Source organism: Sphingobium sp. TomTYG75, from assembly GCF_054771635.1.
In genome coordinates, this window is the sequence record NZ_BSRE01000001.1 from 1791894 (window position 1) to 1805502 (window position 13609).

The 13609-nt window shown below is 62.5% G+C and carries 14 protein-coding genes and 1 pseudogene; 7 read left to right on the plus strand and 8 right to left on the minus strand.

The genetic code is table 11. From position 1 onward, the window contains the following. The first annotated feature begins 93 nt into the window (after positions 1–93). The 3 genes from ACYU81_RS09020 (at position 94) to ACYU81_RS09030 (ending at position 2775) form a co-directional block, all read left to right on the plus strand. The gene (locus ACYU81_RS09020; RefSeq protein ID WP_460987312.1) at positions 94–531 is read left to right on the plus strand and encodes an ExbD/TolR family protein; all 438 of its coding nucleotides are present in this window, start codon (positions 94–96) and stop codon (positions 529–531) included. Between the two features lie 79 nt (positions 532–610). Further along, entirely contained in the window at positions 611–1696 is a 1086-nt protein-coding gene (locus ACYU81_RS09025) for a YjgN family protein (RefSeq protein WP_460987313.1), read from the plus strand. 59 nt (positions 1697–1755) lie between these two features. Continuing rightward, positions 1756–2775: a M48 family metallopeptidase gene (locus ACYU81_RS09030; protein ID WP_460987315.1), complete on the plus strand. Its 1020-nt coding sequence runs from the start codon at positions 1756–1758 to the stop codon at positions 2773–2775. Here ACYU81_RS09030 and ACYU81_RS09035 read toward each other — a convergent pair whose 3' ends face one another. From ACYU81_RS09035 to ACYU81_RS09060, 6 genes are read right to left on the minus strand one after another with little or no spacing between them, the layout of a single operon-like run. Next, positions 2776–3141 carry a DsrE family protein gene (locus ACYU81_RS09035; RefSeq protein WP_460987317.1) on the minus strand — a complete coding sequence of 122 codons (366 nt, stop codon included), beginning with the start codon at positions 3139–3141 and terminating at the stop codon, positions 2776–2778. Continuing rightward, a complete protein-coding gene (locus ACYU81_RS09040; protein ID WP_460987318.1) occupies positions 3129–3896 on the minus strand; it encodes a HesA/MoeB/ThiF family protein in 768 nt (255 codons plus the stop codon). Before ACYU81_RS09040 ends, ACYU81_RS09035 begins: the two co-directional genes overlap by 13 nt. Then, positions 3893–4357, minus strand: coding sequence for a dUTP diphosphatase (dut, locus tag ACYU81_RS09045; protein ID WP_449470964.1), 465 nt, complete (start codon positions 4355–4357; stop codon positions 3893–3895). Before dut ends, ACYU81_RS09040 begins: the two co-directional genes overlap by 4 nt. Continuing rightward, entirely contained in the window at positions 4332–5579 is a 1248-nt protein-coding gene (gene coaBC / locus ACYU81_RS09050) for a bifunctional phosphopantothenoylcysteine decarboxylase/phosphopantothenate--cysteine ligase CoaBC (protein WP_460987320.1), read from the minus strand. The genes dut and coaBC overlap by 26 nt, the downstream gene beginning before the upstream one ends. Next, entirely contained in the window at positions 5576–7117 is a 1542-nt protein-coding gene (ubiB, locus tag ACYU81_RS09055; RefSeq protein ID WP_460987322.1) for a 2-polyprenylphenol 6-hydroxylase, read from the minus strand. The genes coaBC and ubiB overlap by 4 nt, the downstream gene beginning before the upstream one ends. Before the next feature lie 54 nt (positions 7118–7171). Beyond that, positions 7172–7903: a class I SAM-dependent methyltransferase gene (locus ACYU81_RS09060; RefSeq protein WP_460987324.1), complete on the minus strand. Its 732-nt coding sequence runs from the start codon at positions 7901–7903 to the stop codon at positions 7172–7174. Between the two features lie 120 nt (positions 7904–8023). Between ACYU81_RS09060 and mutM the strand changes: the two genes are divergently transcribed. The 4 genes and pseudogenes from mutM to ACYU81_RS09080 form a co-directional block, all read left to right on the plus strand. After that, positions 8024–8836 carry a bifunctional DNA-formamidopyrimidine glycosylase/DNA-(apurinic or apyrimidinic site) lyase gene (gene mutM, locus ACYU81_RS09065; RefSeq protein WP_460987326.1) on the plus strand — a complete coding sequence of 271 codons (813 nt, stop codon included), beginning with the start codon at positions 8024–8026 and terminating at the stop codon, positions 8834–8836. 117 nt (positions 8837–8953) lie between these two features. Next, positions 8954–9217: a 30S ribosomal protein S20 gene (rpsT, locus tag ACYU81_RS09070; protein ID WP_449470969.1), complete on the plus strand. Its 264-nt coding sequence runs from the start codon at positions 8954–8956 to the stop codon at positions 9215–9217. Between the two features lie 435 nt (positions 9218–9652). Next, positions 9653–11065, plus strand: a complete 1413-nt coding sequence (gene dnaA / locus ACYU81_RS09075) for a chromosomal replication initiator protein DnaA (RefSeq protein ID WP_460987328.1) — start codon at positions 9653–9655, stop codon at positions 11063–11065. 37 nt (positions 11066–11102) lie between these two features. Beyond that, a pseudogene (locus ACYU81_RS09080) lies at positions 11103–11705 on the plus strand (peptidylprolyl isomerase); the annotation flags it as partial. A 78-nt stretch (positions 11706–11783) separates the two neighbouring features. On the opposite strand, the gene ACYU81_RS09085 reads toward ACYU81_RS09080, so the two are convergent. Together ACYU81_RS09085 and trpS are read right to left on the minus strand one after the other, a co-directional pair. Then, on the minus strand, positions 11784–12431 hold the full coding sequence (locus ACYU81_RS09085; RefSeq protein WP_460987330.1) for a DUF4136 domain-containing protein: 648 nt from the start codon (positions 12429–12431) through the stop codon (positions 11784–11786). Between the two features lie 169 nt (positions 12432–12600). Then, a complete protein-coding gene (trpS, locus tag ACYU81_RS09090) occupies positions 12601–13605 on the minus strand; it encodes a tryptophan--tRNA ligase (protein ID WP_460987332.1) in 1005 nt (334 codons plus the stop codon). Between the last annotated feature and the right edge of the window lie 4 nt (positions 13606–13609).

The following is a 13609-nucleotide window of genomic DNA, read 5'->3' on the forward strand; positions in this document are numbered from 1 at the left end:
GCGGCCCCGTCTGTCAATAGAAGGGACCCTTGCCAAGGAACGCTGATACAGGCATGTTGAATGTGTTGATATATCATTCAACAGGAGGGGTTCATGGCTTCAAGCTTTGCGCAATCCAACGCGTCTCAGCCCGAACAACCGATGGGCGAGATGAATACCACCCCATTAATCGACGTGATGCTGGTACTGCTGATCATGTTCATCATCACGATACCGATCCAGACGCACAGCGTCGGCGTCGACCTTCCCCAAACGCCTGACACGGTGACGCAGCCGCCCGTAAATCCAGTCAAGAACAGGCTGACGATCGATGGGGACGGCGTGCTGCGCTGGAACGGGGCCGCAATCGATCGGCTCACTCTGCGCCAATATCTCGCCGCGTCCCTTGCGAAGCCTGTCGAACCGGAGTTGCAGTTCCAGCCCGCCGCTGACGCCCGCTATGTCGTGGTGGACGAAGTACTCGCCGACATTCGCCGAGCGGGCGTCAAGAATATGGGCTTTGTTGGTAACGAGCGCTACGCCACCTTCTGACGGAAGGACCGCAAACATGATCCCCCTTGACCAGTCGCCCGGCGCATAGTCTTTTGCTGCCGGGGACTACGGGGGGACCATGGACCAGGAACGCTTTTACGGCGAGAGCTTCGCCTTTGAAGGAAGCTGGCGCGAATATGCGCCCATCGCTTTTACCAACCTGCTGCTGACGATCGTCACACTGGGCATCTATCGTTTCTGGGCCACCACGCGGACGCGGCGCTACCTTTGGTCGAACACGCGCTTCATCGACGATCGGCTCGAATGGACGGGCACCGGTAAGGAATTGTTGCTGGGATTTCTGATGGTGCTGCTGCTCATGGGCGTGCCCTTCATGTTTCTTCAGTTCGGCGCGCAGGCGCTGGTGCTTCGGGAGCATGCGGGCCTCGCAGCTGTGCTCACCATGGCGGCGGCCTTCACTATCTTTTACCTCACGGGCGTCGCCCGCTTCCGCGCGCTGCGCTATCGGCTCAGCCGCACCTGGTGGCACGGCATCAGAGGTGGCGCCGACGACAGCGGCTTCGGTTTCGGCCTGCAATATATGTGGCGCACCATGGTGTCCTACATACCCTTGGGCCTGCTCATCCCATGGTCGATGGTTTCGCTCTGGAACCGGCGCATGAACGCGATGAGCTTCGGCTCGCATCCATTCGTTGCGGTCGGTCGCGCCCGGCCGCTCATGAAGAGGTTCCTGCTCTTCTATCTCGCTCCGCTGCTTTTCGTCCTGCTCGGCGTCGCGATGGCGGGCACTTTCGGAGGGGCCATTGGCGGCGTTTGGGTGACATCCAGCTTCCCGCCGCTGCTGCGCATCCTGTCGTTCATCGTCATCTTCGTAGGCGTTTATGCTTTGCTTGGCCTCATCGCGCTCGCTTATTATGCGGCCTTCCTGCGCGAAACGATCGGTAACCTGACCCTCGCTGGCCTGGAATTTTCCTTTGAGGCCAGCACGGATGATTGGCTTGCCTTGTTCTTCGGCGACATCGCACTGGTCGTCTGCACCCTCGGTATCGGGTCGATCTTCCTCCAGTATCGTCACTGGAAATTCTTCATCACCCACATGAACGCAACGGGCGAAATCTATACCGACGATCTCACCCAATCGCAGACGAAGACCAGCCGCCATGGCGAAGGCCTGCTCGACGCGCTCGACGTAGGTGCCTTCTGACCGGCCTGCCCGATTTCCGGCTCTGGCATTATGACGGCGTCACCGCGACGCGGCGGAGCGTGCTCCTCCGCCCGGTCGGGGATGGCTTCGTGCTGGAGGAACCGGAAAGCGGCTGGGCCGGTGCGCCTGCCATCTGGTCCGACCTGACCGTGATCGGCTCGGACGGCGGGCGTTCTGCCTATGGGCACAGCGCTATTCCCGGATGGCGCATGGGTTTTTCAGGAGAGCCACCAGCGGGTCTGTCCGCGCATCTGCCCCGGGGCGAACGCTATGGCCGCTGGATCGACCGCTTCGGCTTCTGGCGTGCGGCGGGGCTATTCACGGTTGTGGCGGGACTGGTTGTCTGGGGTGCACTCGAAGCCCCCGGCGCCATTGCGCCACTGATTCCGCGTTCCTGGGAAAACCGCATGGGCGACACCATGGTCGGGGATTTCGGCGGCCGCTTCTGCCACACGCCCGCCGGGGATGCCGCGTTGCGGACGTTGGCGGAGAGGATCGATCCCCATCATGAAGCGCGCGAAATCACGCTTGCCAACATTCCGATGGTCAATGCGGTAACGCTGCCCGGCGGCCGCATCATCCTGTTCGACGGCCTCATCCAGCAGGCGGGCTCGCCCGACGAGGTCGCGGGCGTCCTGGGCCATGAACTTGGCCATGTTCGTCACCGCGACACATTGACCGGCCTTGTCCGCCAATTGGGCCTCAGCGCTGTGCTCGGCGGAGCAGGGGGCGGTGCAGGCAGCTACCTGAACGGGGTGCTTGCGCTCAGCTATGGGCGGGAGGCCGAAGCGGCAGCCGACAGCGTCGCGATCGATCAGATGCGCGCCGCCAGCATTTCCCCCGCCGCCACCGCGGCCTTCTTCGAAAAGCTCGGCGGCAAGGAGGCAGATAGGGGAGAAAGGGCCATGACATGGCTCTCCTCGCACCCGCTCTCCGCCGGTCGTCGCCGCCGTTTCGCCGAAGCGGTCCAGCCGGGTTCGGCCTATCGCCCGGCCCTCGACCGCGTTTCATGGCAGGCGCTGCGCTTCTCCTGCGCGGCCGACCCCAAGGTTGCGAAATTCTGGGGAAAGCCCTTCTGATCAGGCGAAGATCAGGCGCGCCTGATCCCCGGTCTGCTGAAGAAAGGCGATGGGGCCGCTGATGGAAACGCCTTCCGGCAATTCACTGGCGGCGACATCATGCAGCGCCATGCCACTCTGGCAGGCCAGGATGCCGACATCTAGCGCCAGCGCCTCGGCGATCAATTGGCTAAGGGAAGGCAGGCCCGCCGCCAGATGCGCGGCATCCTCTGGCGCTTGGGCGGTTTGCCGCAGCAGCGCCACCGCATCCAGTTGCAGGAAGATGCTGGCCGCTCCGCCCAACGCCGCCTGCGCGCTCGCCAGCACCAGTGCGCCGCGTAGCCGCTCCGCGTCAGCCGTGGCGACGACAATTCTCAGTTCGCGCATAGTTCGGCGGCGCACGCCTTGCAGCCGGGGTCCTTGGCCACGCTCAACGTACGGAACCGCATGGAGAGCAGGTCGGCGAGCAGCAGCTTGCCCGCCATGTCCGCGCCGAAGGGGACCAGCGCGCGGATGACTTCCAGCGCGGCCAGGCTTCCCATCACGCCGGTAAGAGCGCCAATCACGCCTGTTTCGGCGCAATTCCGCTCCGGCGCGTCCTCCGGATCGCCGACAAGGCAGCGATAGCAGGGCTGATCGTTCTCCCAGCCGCGATAGGTTGCGAGCTGCCCCTCAAACGGCCCGACCGCCGCCGACACCAACGGGATGCGCAGCCGCTGCGCGCAGTCCGCCACCGCCAGCCGCGTCGCGAAACTGTCGCATCCGTCCAGAACGACATCCGCGTCCCGCAGCATGAGCGCGGCATTGCCCGCATCGATCCGCGCATTGATGGGGATCAGCTTCAAATCGGGATTGAGCCGCGCCACCGCCGCCATCGCGGCTTCAGCCTTCGGCGCGCCTAAGTCGCCGGTGCCAAACAGCACCTGCCGCTGCAAATTGGAAAGCGCGACATGATCGTCATCGATGACCCGGATCGTGCCGACGCCAGCCGCCGCGAGATAGAGGATAGCGGGGCTGCCAATCCCGCCCGCGCCGATCACCGCGACATCGGCCGACAGCAGCCGCGCCTGACCCGCGCCGCCAATCTCCTTGAGGACGATATGGCGGGCGTAGCGTTCCAGCTGCTCGTCGGAAAGGGTCATGAGCTACTCACTCCCGTCGATCCGAAACCACCCGAACCCCTGACCGTCTCGTCCAGTTCCTCAACCTCGGCGAAGCGCGCCACCTGCACCGGCGCCGCCACCAGCTGCGCGATGCGGTCACCGCGTGAAATGACGAAAGGTTCAGCGCCCAGGTTGATGAGGATGACCTTCAATTCCCCGCGATAATCCGCGTCGATCGTGCCCGGCGTATTGGGCAGGCTGATCCCATGCTTCAGCGCCAGTCCCGACCTTGGCCGCACCTGCACCTCATAGCCATCTGGGATCGCCATCGCGAAGCCTGTCGCCACGGCATGCCGCCCGCCCGGCACGATGATCACATCCTCGGCGGCCACCACGTCCATGCCCGCTGCATGCTCGGTCGCATAGGCAGGTACCGGCAGCCCCTCACCATGGGGCAGGCGCTTCAGACGGATTTCAATCGGAGAGAGAGGGGAGGACATTGGCAACCTTTTCGATGATTCGGGTGGCGACGGCATCCTTGGGCAAATGCTCCCAGCTTTCGATGCCGTTCGCCGTGACGATATGCACGCTGTTGCTGTCGCCGCCCATCACGTCGCCTGACACATCATTGGCGATGATCCAGTCCGCACCCTTGCGCGCCAGCTTGGCCTCAGCATGTTCGGCAACCTTCTCGGTCTCGGCGGCAAAACCGATCAGCAGGGCAGGGCGCCCCGCATGTTTGCCCAAGGTGCCCAGAATGTCAGGATTCTCCACCAGCGCCAGCGGCGCAGGCTTGCCTGATCCATCCTTCTTCAGCTTCTGTTCGCAAGCGTCAGCCGTGCGCCAATCGGCAACCGCCGCCACCATAATCGCCACATCGGCGGGCAGCGCGCCCTCGACCGCCGCCAGCATCTCCCGCGCGGTTTCCACATCGACGCGATCCACGCCCGCAGGCGTCGGCAGATGCACCGGCCCGGCGACCAGCGTCACCCGCGCACCGGCCCGCGCCGCCGCCGCCGCGATGGCAAAGCCCTGCTTTCCCGAAGAGCGGTTAGCGATGTAGCGCACCGGATCGATCGGCTCATGCGTCGGTCCAGCGGTAACCAGAATATGCCGCCCTTTAAGCGGCAGTTCCGCGCCCTCAAAATCCGGTTGCCCCGCAAGCGGATCTTTCGCAGCCGGATGCTCCAGCAACCGCTCAATCTCTTCCACGATCGCTTCGGGTTCAGGCAAACGCCCCTTGCCGAACTCGCCGCAAGCCATCTCGCCGCTATCCGGCTCTATCAGATGGACGCCATCGGCATGCAGGCGCGCCAGATTCCGCTGCGTCGCTGCATGATGCCACATGCGCACGTTCATCGCGGGCACCGCCAGCACCGGCTTGTCCGTCGCCAGCAGCAGCGTCGTCGCCAGATCATCGGCGATGCCATTGGCCATCTTGGCAAGAATATTTGCCGTCGCGGGCGCGACCACGACCAGATCAGCCTGTCGGCTCAGCTGGATATGCCCGATCTCCCGCTCTTCCTTCAGGTCGAACATGTCGCCATAGACATGGTCTTCGGTCAGCACGCCCAAGGACAGCGGCGTCACAAAGTTGGTTGCGCTGTCCGTCAACACCGCGCGCACGGCGATACCGCGCTTCTTCAGCAGCCGCACCAGTTCCAGCGACTTATAGGCCGCGATGCCACCGGCGACGATCAGGAGGATGCGGCGCTGAGTCATAGTTGCAGATGTAGCAGGGCCGTAACGACCGCTCCAGTCACCGCGGCAACACCGGCCACCGCGGCATAGCGCCACCCCCCGCCGATGCGGATCAGCCTCACCTCGGTCAGCGGCGGCGGCGGCGGCGCTCCTCCCTTCTCCGGGAAAGCCTCCTCGATCCGGCGCACAAGGCCGGGCAGCCGCTGAAGCGTCCGCCAATTCTCGATCAGCGCATCCGCAGCCTTGGCTTCTGGCCCCAGTTCCGCGCGCAGCCATTCCTTCACATAGGGGCCGCTCGTCTCCCACAGGTTGATGTCGGGATCGAGCGCGGTCGCCACACCCTCCACCATCACCATGGTCTTCTGGAGCAGCAGCAAATGGGGCTGGGTCTGCATGTCGAAGTCGCGGGTGATGGCGAACAACCCGTCCAACATGCCCCCGACCGATAGTTCGCGCACCGGCTTGCCCCGCATCGGTTCGCCCACGGCGCGCAGGGCGGTCGCGAACTCCTCGACATTATGGTGGCCGGGCACATATTGCGCCTCGAAATGGATTTCGGCGACCCGCTTATAGTTGCCGGTGATCAGCCCGTAGAGAATCTCCGCCAGCCACATGCGCGCCCGCCGGTCGATCCGCCCCATGATGCCGAAATCGATCGCCACGATATCGCCATTGGCGGTGACGAACAGGTTCCCCTGATGCATGTCGGCATGGAAGAACCCCTCGGCGATTGCTTGCCGCAGGAAGGCGTTGACCAGCCGCGCTGCCAGTTCCTTTACGTCATGACCCGCCGCGATCAGGCCGTCGCGATCAGAGATCTTGATCCCGTCGATCCACTCCATCGTCATGACCTTGCCGGTCGTGCGATCCCAATCGATGACGGGTACGCGATAGCCCGGCATCGCCTCCATCGCCTCGGCGAGTTCGGACGCCGAAGCGGCTTCCCGGCGCAAATCCAGCTCGCGCGCGGTCCAGCGCTTCATGTTGGCGATGACCAGGCGCGGCCGCAATCGCGCGACCTCGCCACCCAACATTTCCACATGGGCAGCGGCCCATTCATAGGTCTGGATGTCGCGGTTGAACTGATCCGTGACGCCCGGCCGGATCACCTTCACCGCGACATCGCGGCCGTCCGTGGTAATGGCGCGATGCACCTGCGCGATCGACGCAGCACCCACCGGTGCTTCATCGAAGCTGGTATAGATGCTCTCCAGCGGACGTCCGAAACTCTGTTCGATCTGCGCGCGAATGGTGGCGAAAGGCACGGGCGGCAGTGCGTCCTGCAACCGCAAAAGGTCGTTCGCCGCCTCATCCCCAACCAGATCGGGGCGTGTTGCCAGCGTCTGCCCCAGCTTGATCGCCGCAGGCCCGATCGCCTGAAAGGCATCGGCATAGCGCGGTTGCCTGGGCACCCGTGCCCCCACCCGCGCCAATCGCACCAGCCGCCTCACGGGCGTAGGCGTCAACGGATCGCGCTCAATCCCCCGCAGCGCCCCATGTCGCGCCAGCGTCCGGCCCCATTTCAGCAGCCGCCAAATATGCGTGATGTGGGATGGCATCTACCTAAGCCCCTCCCTTGAAAGGGAACGGCCTCATTGTGAGTCGCCCCACCATCAAATCTTCCACCCCGAATGGATCGCCACCAACCCACCAAGGATCGGCTCGACCTTCGTCTGCACGAAACCAGTCTCCCGGATCATCCGCTCAAATTCCGGCATAGGCGGAAAGCGCCGGATCGATTCGATCAGATACCGATAGCTGTCCTCATCATCGGCGAGCAGCTTGCCGAGCTTCGGCACCAGCCGATGCGAATAGACGTCATACACATCGGCAAAGCCCGGCCAGGTCGTCGTCGAAAATTCCAGGCAGAAGAAGCGCCCGCCAAATTTCAACACGCGGTGCGCTTCCCGCAGCGCCTTGTCGATATGCGTCACATTGCGGATGCCAAAGGCGATCGTATAGGCGTCGAAGCTGCGGTCCTTGAATGTCAGTTCTTCCGCATTCTGCTCTGACCAGATCAGCCCTTCGAGGCCCTTCTTCTTCGCGCGCTCGACGCCCACCGCCAGCATTTCGGGGTTGATGTCGGACACGGTGACGTGCGCGCCATGCTTGGCCATGCGAAAGGCGATGTCGCCAGTGCCGCCCGCCATATCCAGGATCGCTTCATCCTTGCGCGGCTTCACGCGCCCGACAAACTGGTCCTTCCACAGCCGGTGCGCGCCCACGGACATGGCGTCGTTCATCAGGTCATATTTGGACGCAACATTGGAAAAGACCGCGCGCACCATCCCCTGTTTTTCAGAGGCATCCACGTCGCGATAGCCGAAAGAAGCAGTGTCGTTCATGGGCCAGCCTCCTAGAGCATTTGCATGTCCGGTGGAAACACCCCAGATCGGCGAAAATGTTCAGTGACTTGTCGGCATAATTCGGCCTGACGATCCGATCGCTATCCAAGAGAGATTTGAATGCCTGAACTGCCCGAAGTCGAAACCACGGTCGCTGGCCTCCGGTCGGTGCTGGAGGGCGCGGTTCTGACCCGTGTCGAAGCACGCCGCGCGGATCTCCGCTTCCCCATACCGGTCGATCTGCGGCAGCGACTGACTGGCGCGACCGTCACATCGCTGTCTCGCCGCGCCAAATATGGGCTCATCGAAACCAATCGCGGCGACACGCTGATCTTTCATCTTGGCATGTCGGGGCGTTGGCGAATCGACCCGGCGGAGATTGGAACGCATGACCATCTTCTGATCGAGACTGGAAACGGACACCTGCTTTCCTTGAACGATCCGCGCCGCTTCGGCTCGATCGACCTCGTGCGCACCGACGGCTCCCACGCCTACGGTCCCTTCACCCGCATGGGGCCGGAGCCACTCGGACCTGATTTTTCGGCTGCCTATCTGGCGCAGGTGCTGAAAGGGAAGGCGACATCGATCAAGGCGGCGCTGCTCGATCAGCGAATCGTGGCGGGACTCGGCAACATCTATGTCTGTGAAGCGCTCAACATGGCGGGCATCTCCCCAACGCGCGAGGCGGGGCGGATCAGTCGGGCGCGGCTCGGGCTGCTGGCCGACGCGATTCGGGAAGTGCTGACAGCCGCGATTGCGGCCGGAGGATCGACCCTGCGCGATTATGCCCGGCCCGATGGGGAGCTGGGCTATTTCTCCAAACAGTGGCGTGTCTATGGCCGGGAAGGCGAAAGCTGCGCCTGTGGCGGCGTAATCCGGCGACGCGTGGACGGCGGACGGTCGACCTTCTACTGCCCGAAATGCCAGAAATAGCACGCGCCTTCCCGTTGACGCTTTGGCTTATCCCCTGTAAGGGGCGCACCTTCACAGGGACGGCTGGCGATTCCGGCTGACCCTATTCACGAGATTTGACGAGACCGAGGACTTTAAATGGCCAATACGCCGCAAGCCAAGAAGCGCATCCGCCGCAACGCACGCCGCGCCGAAATCAACGGCGCCCGCATCAGCCGGATTCGTACCCTGGTGAAGAAGGTCGAATCCGCTCTCGCTGCTGGCGACAAGTCGGCTGCGGCCACGGCGCTTCAGTCCGTCCAGCCTGAACTGGCTCGTGGCGTCGCACGCGGCGTGCTGCACAAGAACACCGCCGCTCGCAAGTTCGGGCGTCTCACGAAGCGGGTTAGCGCGCTCGCCTGAGCCGCTTCACTCGATCGTCACGTAAAAATCGAAAAACCCGTCCCGCTCTGGGGCGGGTTTTTTTCATGATTCCGTCACGCGGCCGTAACGGACATCCGCAGTTTCTCGCGATTCCCTCACGATTCGAGCAAAAGGGCACAGAGGTGTATATTTGCTAAGTATCTGTATTTGCGTGATATTCTGTTCATTTCGCCATTTTCCCCGGTTTTCCGCGTCAACGTCTTTATTTCATATTTTTGAAGGGCCTTGCCCTTGATCAGGCGAAGATTGCCTGTCTATTTTCATCTCTCTGATCACCACTCGAATCGATTCCGGTGATCGTCATTAGGTTGTTTTTGCGCAGACTTGTTGGGGAAGCTCCCGCTTTTCCAAACGGATTTTTGCGTCTGATGGTCCCTGCCCGGCAGGGGCACAGTTGATGGGGGTCGACTGTTTATGAAGGGTTTCACGGCAGTGGCGGATAGTTTGAGCGTTCAGGCATCGCACGATGATGCGCGTCTGGAATCGGCGTGGGACGCGATCCGCGCCGGGCTTCGCCGCGACATCGGCCCGCGCATGTTCGATCAGTGGCTGAAGGCCGCTCGGCTGGGCGACTATTGCCCCGAATCCCAGACGCTGGACCTGCTGTTCGCCTCCGACTTCACGGCCAATTTCGTGTCCGGTCATTTTGGTGACCGCCTTTGCATGGCATGGCGCTGTGCTGGCGTAGGGGTCCGGGAGGTCAGGCTTCGCCGCGCGCCTAACTCCATCGGCCCGCGCCTGCTCGAAGCCGCACCGGTGGAGGAGATCGCCGTTGTTGATCCGGTTTCCCTTGATGCCGCCCCCGCCTGCAATTTTCAGCCGCGCCACAGCTTTGCCGATTTCGTAACCGGCGAGTCTAACCATCTCGCCTTTTCCGCGGCGCAGGCGATCGCGGCAGAAGCGCAGCCCCGTTTCAGCCCGCTTTTCATCCATGGCAGCACGGGACAGGGCAAGACGCACCTGCTCCACGCCATCGCCCAGCACTTCTCCACCCACTCTCCCGCCGCGCCCGTGCTCTACATGTCGGCGGAGCGGTTCATGATGGAGTTCGTGAACGCGATGCGCGCGAACGAGACCATGATGTTCAAGGCGCGCCTGCGCGCTGCCCGCCTGCTGCTGATCGACGATATCCAGTTCATCGCGGGCAAGGGCTCCACGCAGGAAGAATTTCTACACACTATCAATGACTTGATCGATTCTGGCGCTCGCATCGTCGTGACCGCCGACCGCGCCCCGCAACTGCTCGATTCGATCGACGCCCGCATCCTCTCCCGCCTCGCCGGAGGGCTGGTCGCGGACATCCGCCCGGCCGACCTCGACCTGCGCCTGTCCATCCTGGAAGCCAAGCGCGCCATCGCCGGCGACCCGCCGGTCCCTGACGCCGTCATCGATTTTCTAGCGCGTTCAATTCGCTCAAACATTCGTGAGTTAGAAGGCGCTTTCAACAAACTGATCGCCTACGGCCAACTCACTGGCCGCTCCGTCGATCTGGAATTTGCCCAAAGCATGCTCGCCGACGCCGTGCGCGCCAACGCGCGCCGCATCACGGTAGACGAGATCCAGAAGGTCTGCGCGGCGCACTACAAGATCGACGCCTCGGAGATGCGGTCCAAGCGCCGCGCTCGCGCTGTGGCGAGACCCCGTCAGGTGGCCATGTATCTCGCCAAGAAGATGACGCCCCGGTCGCTGCCCGAAATCGGACGCATTTTTGGCGGCCGCGATCATAGCACCGTCATCCACGCCGTGCGCACGATCGAGGGACTGCGGCAAACGAATGCGGATATAGACGCCGACATCCGCGCCCTCCTGCGCCAGCTGGAAAACTGACGCTGACAGCGATGTAGCGATGGATTAGGGTGTCGCCGTGATCCGACATTTTGCCCTTCTGCTCGCTGCTGTACTTTCCTTCACGGCCGCTGCTGCTCAGGTTCCGGCTTCTTCTCCTTCCCAGGATGTGCAGGTTGCGCTCGATACAAGTGCTGGCCGCATCATCGTCGCCGTCCATCTAGCCAAGGCGCCGATCACCGCGCGCAACTTCTTGCGCTACGTCGATCAAAAGCGGCTGGATGGCACCACATTCTACCGCGCCGTGGGGACAGCCGATTATGGCTTCGTCCAGGGCGGAACGCAGAATGATCCCGCGCGCACACTCCCACCCATCGCCCATGAGTTCACCACGCAAACCGGGCTTACCCATGATGAAGGCGCGCTTTCCATGGCACGCTATGCGCCTGGAAGCGCCACCGGGGATTTCTTCATCGTCCTTGGCAAGATGCCCAGCATGGACGCGCAACCCGCGTTGCCGGGCGATAATCAGGGGTTTGCTGTGTTTGCCCATGTGGTGGAGGGCATGGACGTGGTCCGCGCGATCCTCTCGGCACCAAAGTCGCCGACTGAGGGCGAGGGGGTTATGAAGGGGCAGATGCTTCAGCAGTCCATAAGGATCATGACAGCCCGTCGGCTTCCCGGATCCTTTCGAGCCCAGAAATTCGGCGGTCTTCTACTACTCCAAGGCGAAGACCGCCCACGAGCGTTTCGTTCGAGGTCAGCCCTTCCGTTCGGGGGGTAGGGTGATCTTCACATCCTCTCCATTCTGCCCCGGAAAGCCGGTGAACATGGCGTCGATCAAGTTGGGGACGAGATAGGTCAACCTGTTCGACAGGGATTGCGCGGACGCCTTGCCTTCGAACAGCCGCCGGTTATCGGCCGCCCGATCGATCTTCATGCTGAGGTCGCTGGTATACACGGTATAGCTGCTGACGTCGCTGTAACCGGGGCCGAACAGCCACGGATCATAGAAGCCGTAGCCCCACGGCCGACCCCACCGGCCGCGCCAGCCCCAGCCGCCATAGAAATAGGGATCGGGCGGGCCGAAGCCGGTGGAGCGCACCTTCTCACGCCCGTTGTCGACATGATAGGCGACGCGCACGATAAGGTCCGCGCGGGCCGGATCAGATGCGGGAGTATAGCCTGTCTGCGCCAGGCGTTGACCTACCATCCCTGCATATTGTGAAAATTCAAGGCCACCGGCGAGACGGGGGTCATCGGCGACGACCGTGAAGCTCTGCCCGGCGGGTGCAGGCAATTGCTGGAAGCGCGCAACATTCGCTTTGAAGGATGAAGCACAGCCAGAAAGGGCGATCAGCGCCAACGTCGGCGCCGCAACCATGCCAATCTTTTTGATAAGTTTCATATTCTTGCGTCCCTAAGGCAGAGAGCCATTGCAACCTTGCGCCCGTCAATAGCAGAACGCAACTGAACATCATTTGAACGCTCGAACAAGGCGGGCGGGCGCAAAAAGGTCAGCTATAGGCAAGACGCCACGGCGATCGTTATTCCGTCGACGACGTACGGGCAGCGTTTCAGCGCATCAGGCCCATCGCATCATAGGCCGACCGCAATGCGGGTTCAGCGGCGGCACGCGCCTTCGCCGCACCATTCTCCAATATAGCGTCGAGAGCCGCGTCATCCGTGCGCAGTTCAAGAAAGCGCGTACGGATAGGCCGGAGGGTTTCAACCAACAGTTCGCCCAAAGCAGGTTTGAAAGCCCCAAAACCCTTGCCCGCAAAATCGGCGCACACGGCGTCGGCCGTTCTTCCCGCCAAAGTCGCGTAGATGCCGATCAGATTATTCGCTTCCGGTCGGCCCTGCAGACCCTCTGCCGTTTCGGGCAATGGTTCCGGATCAGTCTTGGCCTTCTTCACCTTCTGCATGATCGCGTCATCCTCATCGGTGAGGTTGATGCGGCTCATGTCCGACGGATCGGACTTCGACATCTTTGCAGTGCCATCGCGCAAGGACATGATGCGCGCCGACTCCCTGGGGATGATCGGATCGGGCAAGGTGAACAGCTCGACCCCGAAATCCGTGTTGAACTTTGTGGCGATGTCCCGGGCCAGTTCGAGATGCTGCTTCTGGTCCTCGCCCACAGGCACATGCGTAGCGTTATAGACGAGGATGTCGGCTGCCTGGAGTACCGGATAGACGAACAGGCCGATCGAGGCGCCTTCGCGATCCTTGCCGACCTTGTCCTTGAATTGTGTCATGCGGTTCAGCCAGCCAATCCGCGCCGTGCCGTTCAGTAACCAGCATAGCTCCGCATGGGCGGGGACCCGTGCCTGATTGAACAGTACGGAGCGATCAGGATCAATCCCCGCAGCGACAAGCGCCGCCGCCATGTCCCGGACATTGCGGATGCGCTGCTCGCGCCCCTCATGCACGGTGATCGAGTGCATGTCGGCCAGAAAGAAGAAGCATTGGCTTGCCGCATCCATCTCATCCTGCATGCGCACCCAATTGCGGATCGCGCCCAGATAATTGCCTAGGTGCAGATTACCGGTCGGCTGGATGCCGGAAAGGACGCGCATTCTT

Bases quoted from the DNA above. Each gene is read 5' to 3' on its own strand.
- ACYU81_RS09060 (WP_460987324.1), bottom strand. From the start codon at position 7,903: ATGAACGACACTGCTTCTTTCGGCTATCGCGACGTGGATGCCTCTGAA.
- ACYU81_RS09085 (WP_460987330.1), bottom strand. From the start codon at position 12,431: ATGAAACTTATCAAAAAGATTGGCATGGTTGCGGCGCCGACGTTGGCG.
- rpsT (WP_449470969.1), top strand. From the start codon at position 8,954: ATGGCCAATACGCCGCAAGCCAAGAAGCGCATCCGCCGCAACGCACGC.
- coaBC (WP_460987320.1), bottom strand. From the start codon at position 5,579: ATGACTCAGCGCCGCATCCTCCTGATCGTCGCCGGTGGCATCGCGGCC.
- ACYU81_RS09025 (WP_460987313.1), top strand. From the start codon at position 611: ATGGACCAGGAACGCTTTTACGGCGAGAGCTTCGCCTTTGAAGGAAGC.
- ACYU81_RS09020 (WP_460987312.1), top strand. From the start codon at position 94: ATGGCTTCAAGCTTTGCGCAATCCAACGCGTCTCAGCCCGAACAACCG.
- ACYU81_RS09040 (WP_460987318.1), bottom strand. From the start codon at position 3,896: ATGACCCTTTCCGACGAGCAGCTGGAACGCTACGCCCGCCATATCGTC.
- ACYU81_RS09035 (WP_460987317.1), bottom strand. From the start codon at position 3,141: ATGCGCGAACTGAGAATTGTCGTCGCCACGGCTGACGCGGAGCGGCTA.
- mutM (WP_460987326.1), top strand. From the start codon at position 8,024: ATGCCTGAACTGCCCGAAGTCGAAACCACGGTCGCTGGCCTCCGGTCG.
- dut (WP_449470964.1), bottom strand. From the start codon at position 4,357: ATGTCCTCCCCTCTCTCTCCGATTGAAATCCGTCTGAAGCGCCTGCCC.
- dnaA (WP_460987328.1), top strand. From the start codon at position 9,653: ATGAAGGGTTTCACGGCAGTGGCGGATAGTTTGAGCGTTCAGGCATCG.
- ubiB (WP_460987322.1), bottom strand. From the start codon at position 7,117: ATGCCATCCCACATCACGCATATTTGGCGGCTGCTGAAATGGGGCCGG.
- trpS (WP_460987332.1), bottom strand. From the start codon at position 13,605: ATGCGCGTCCTTTCCGGCATCCAGCCGACCGGTAATCTGCACCTAGGC.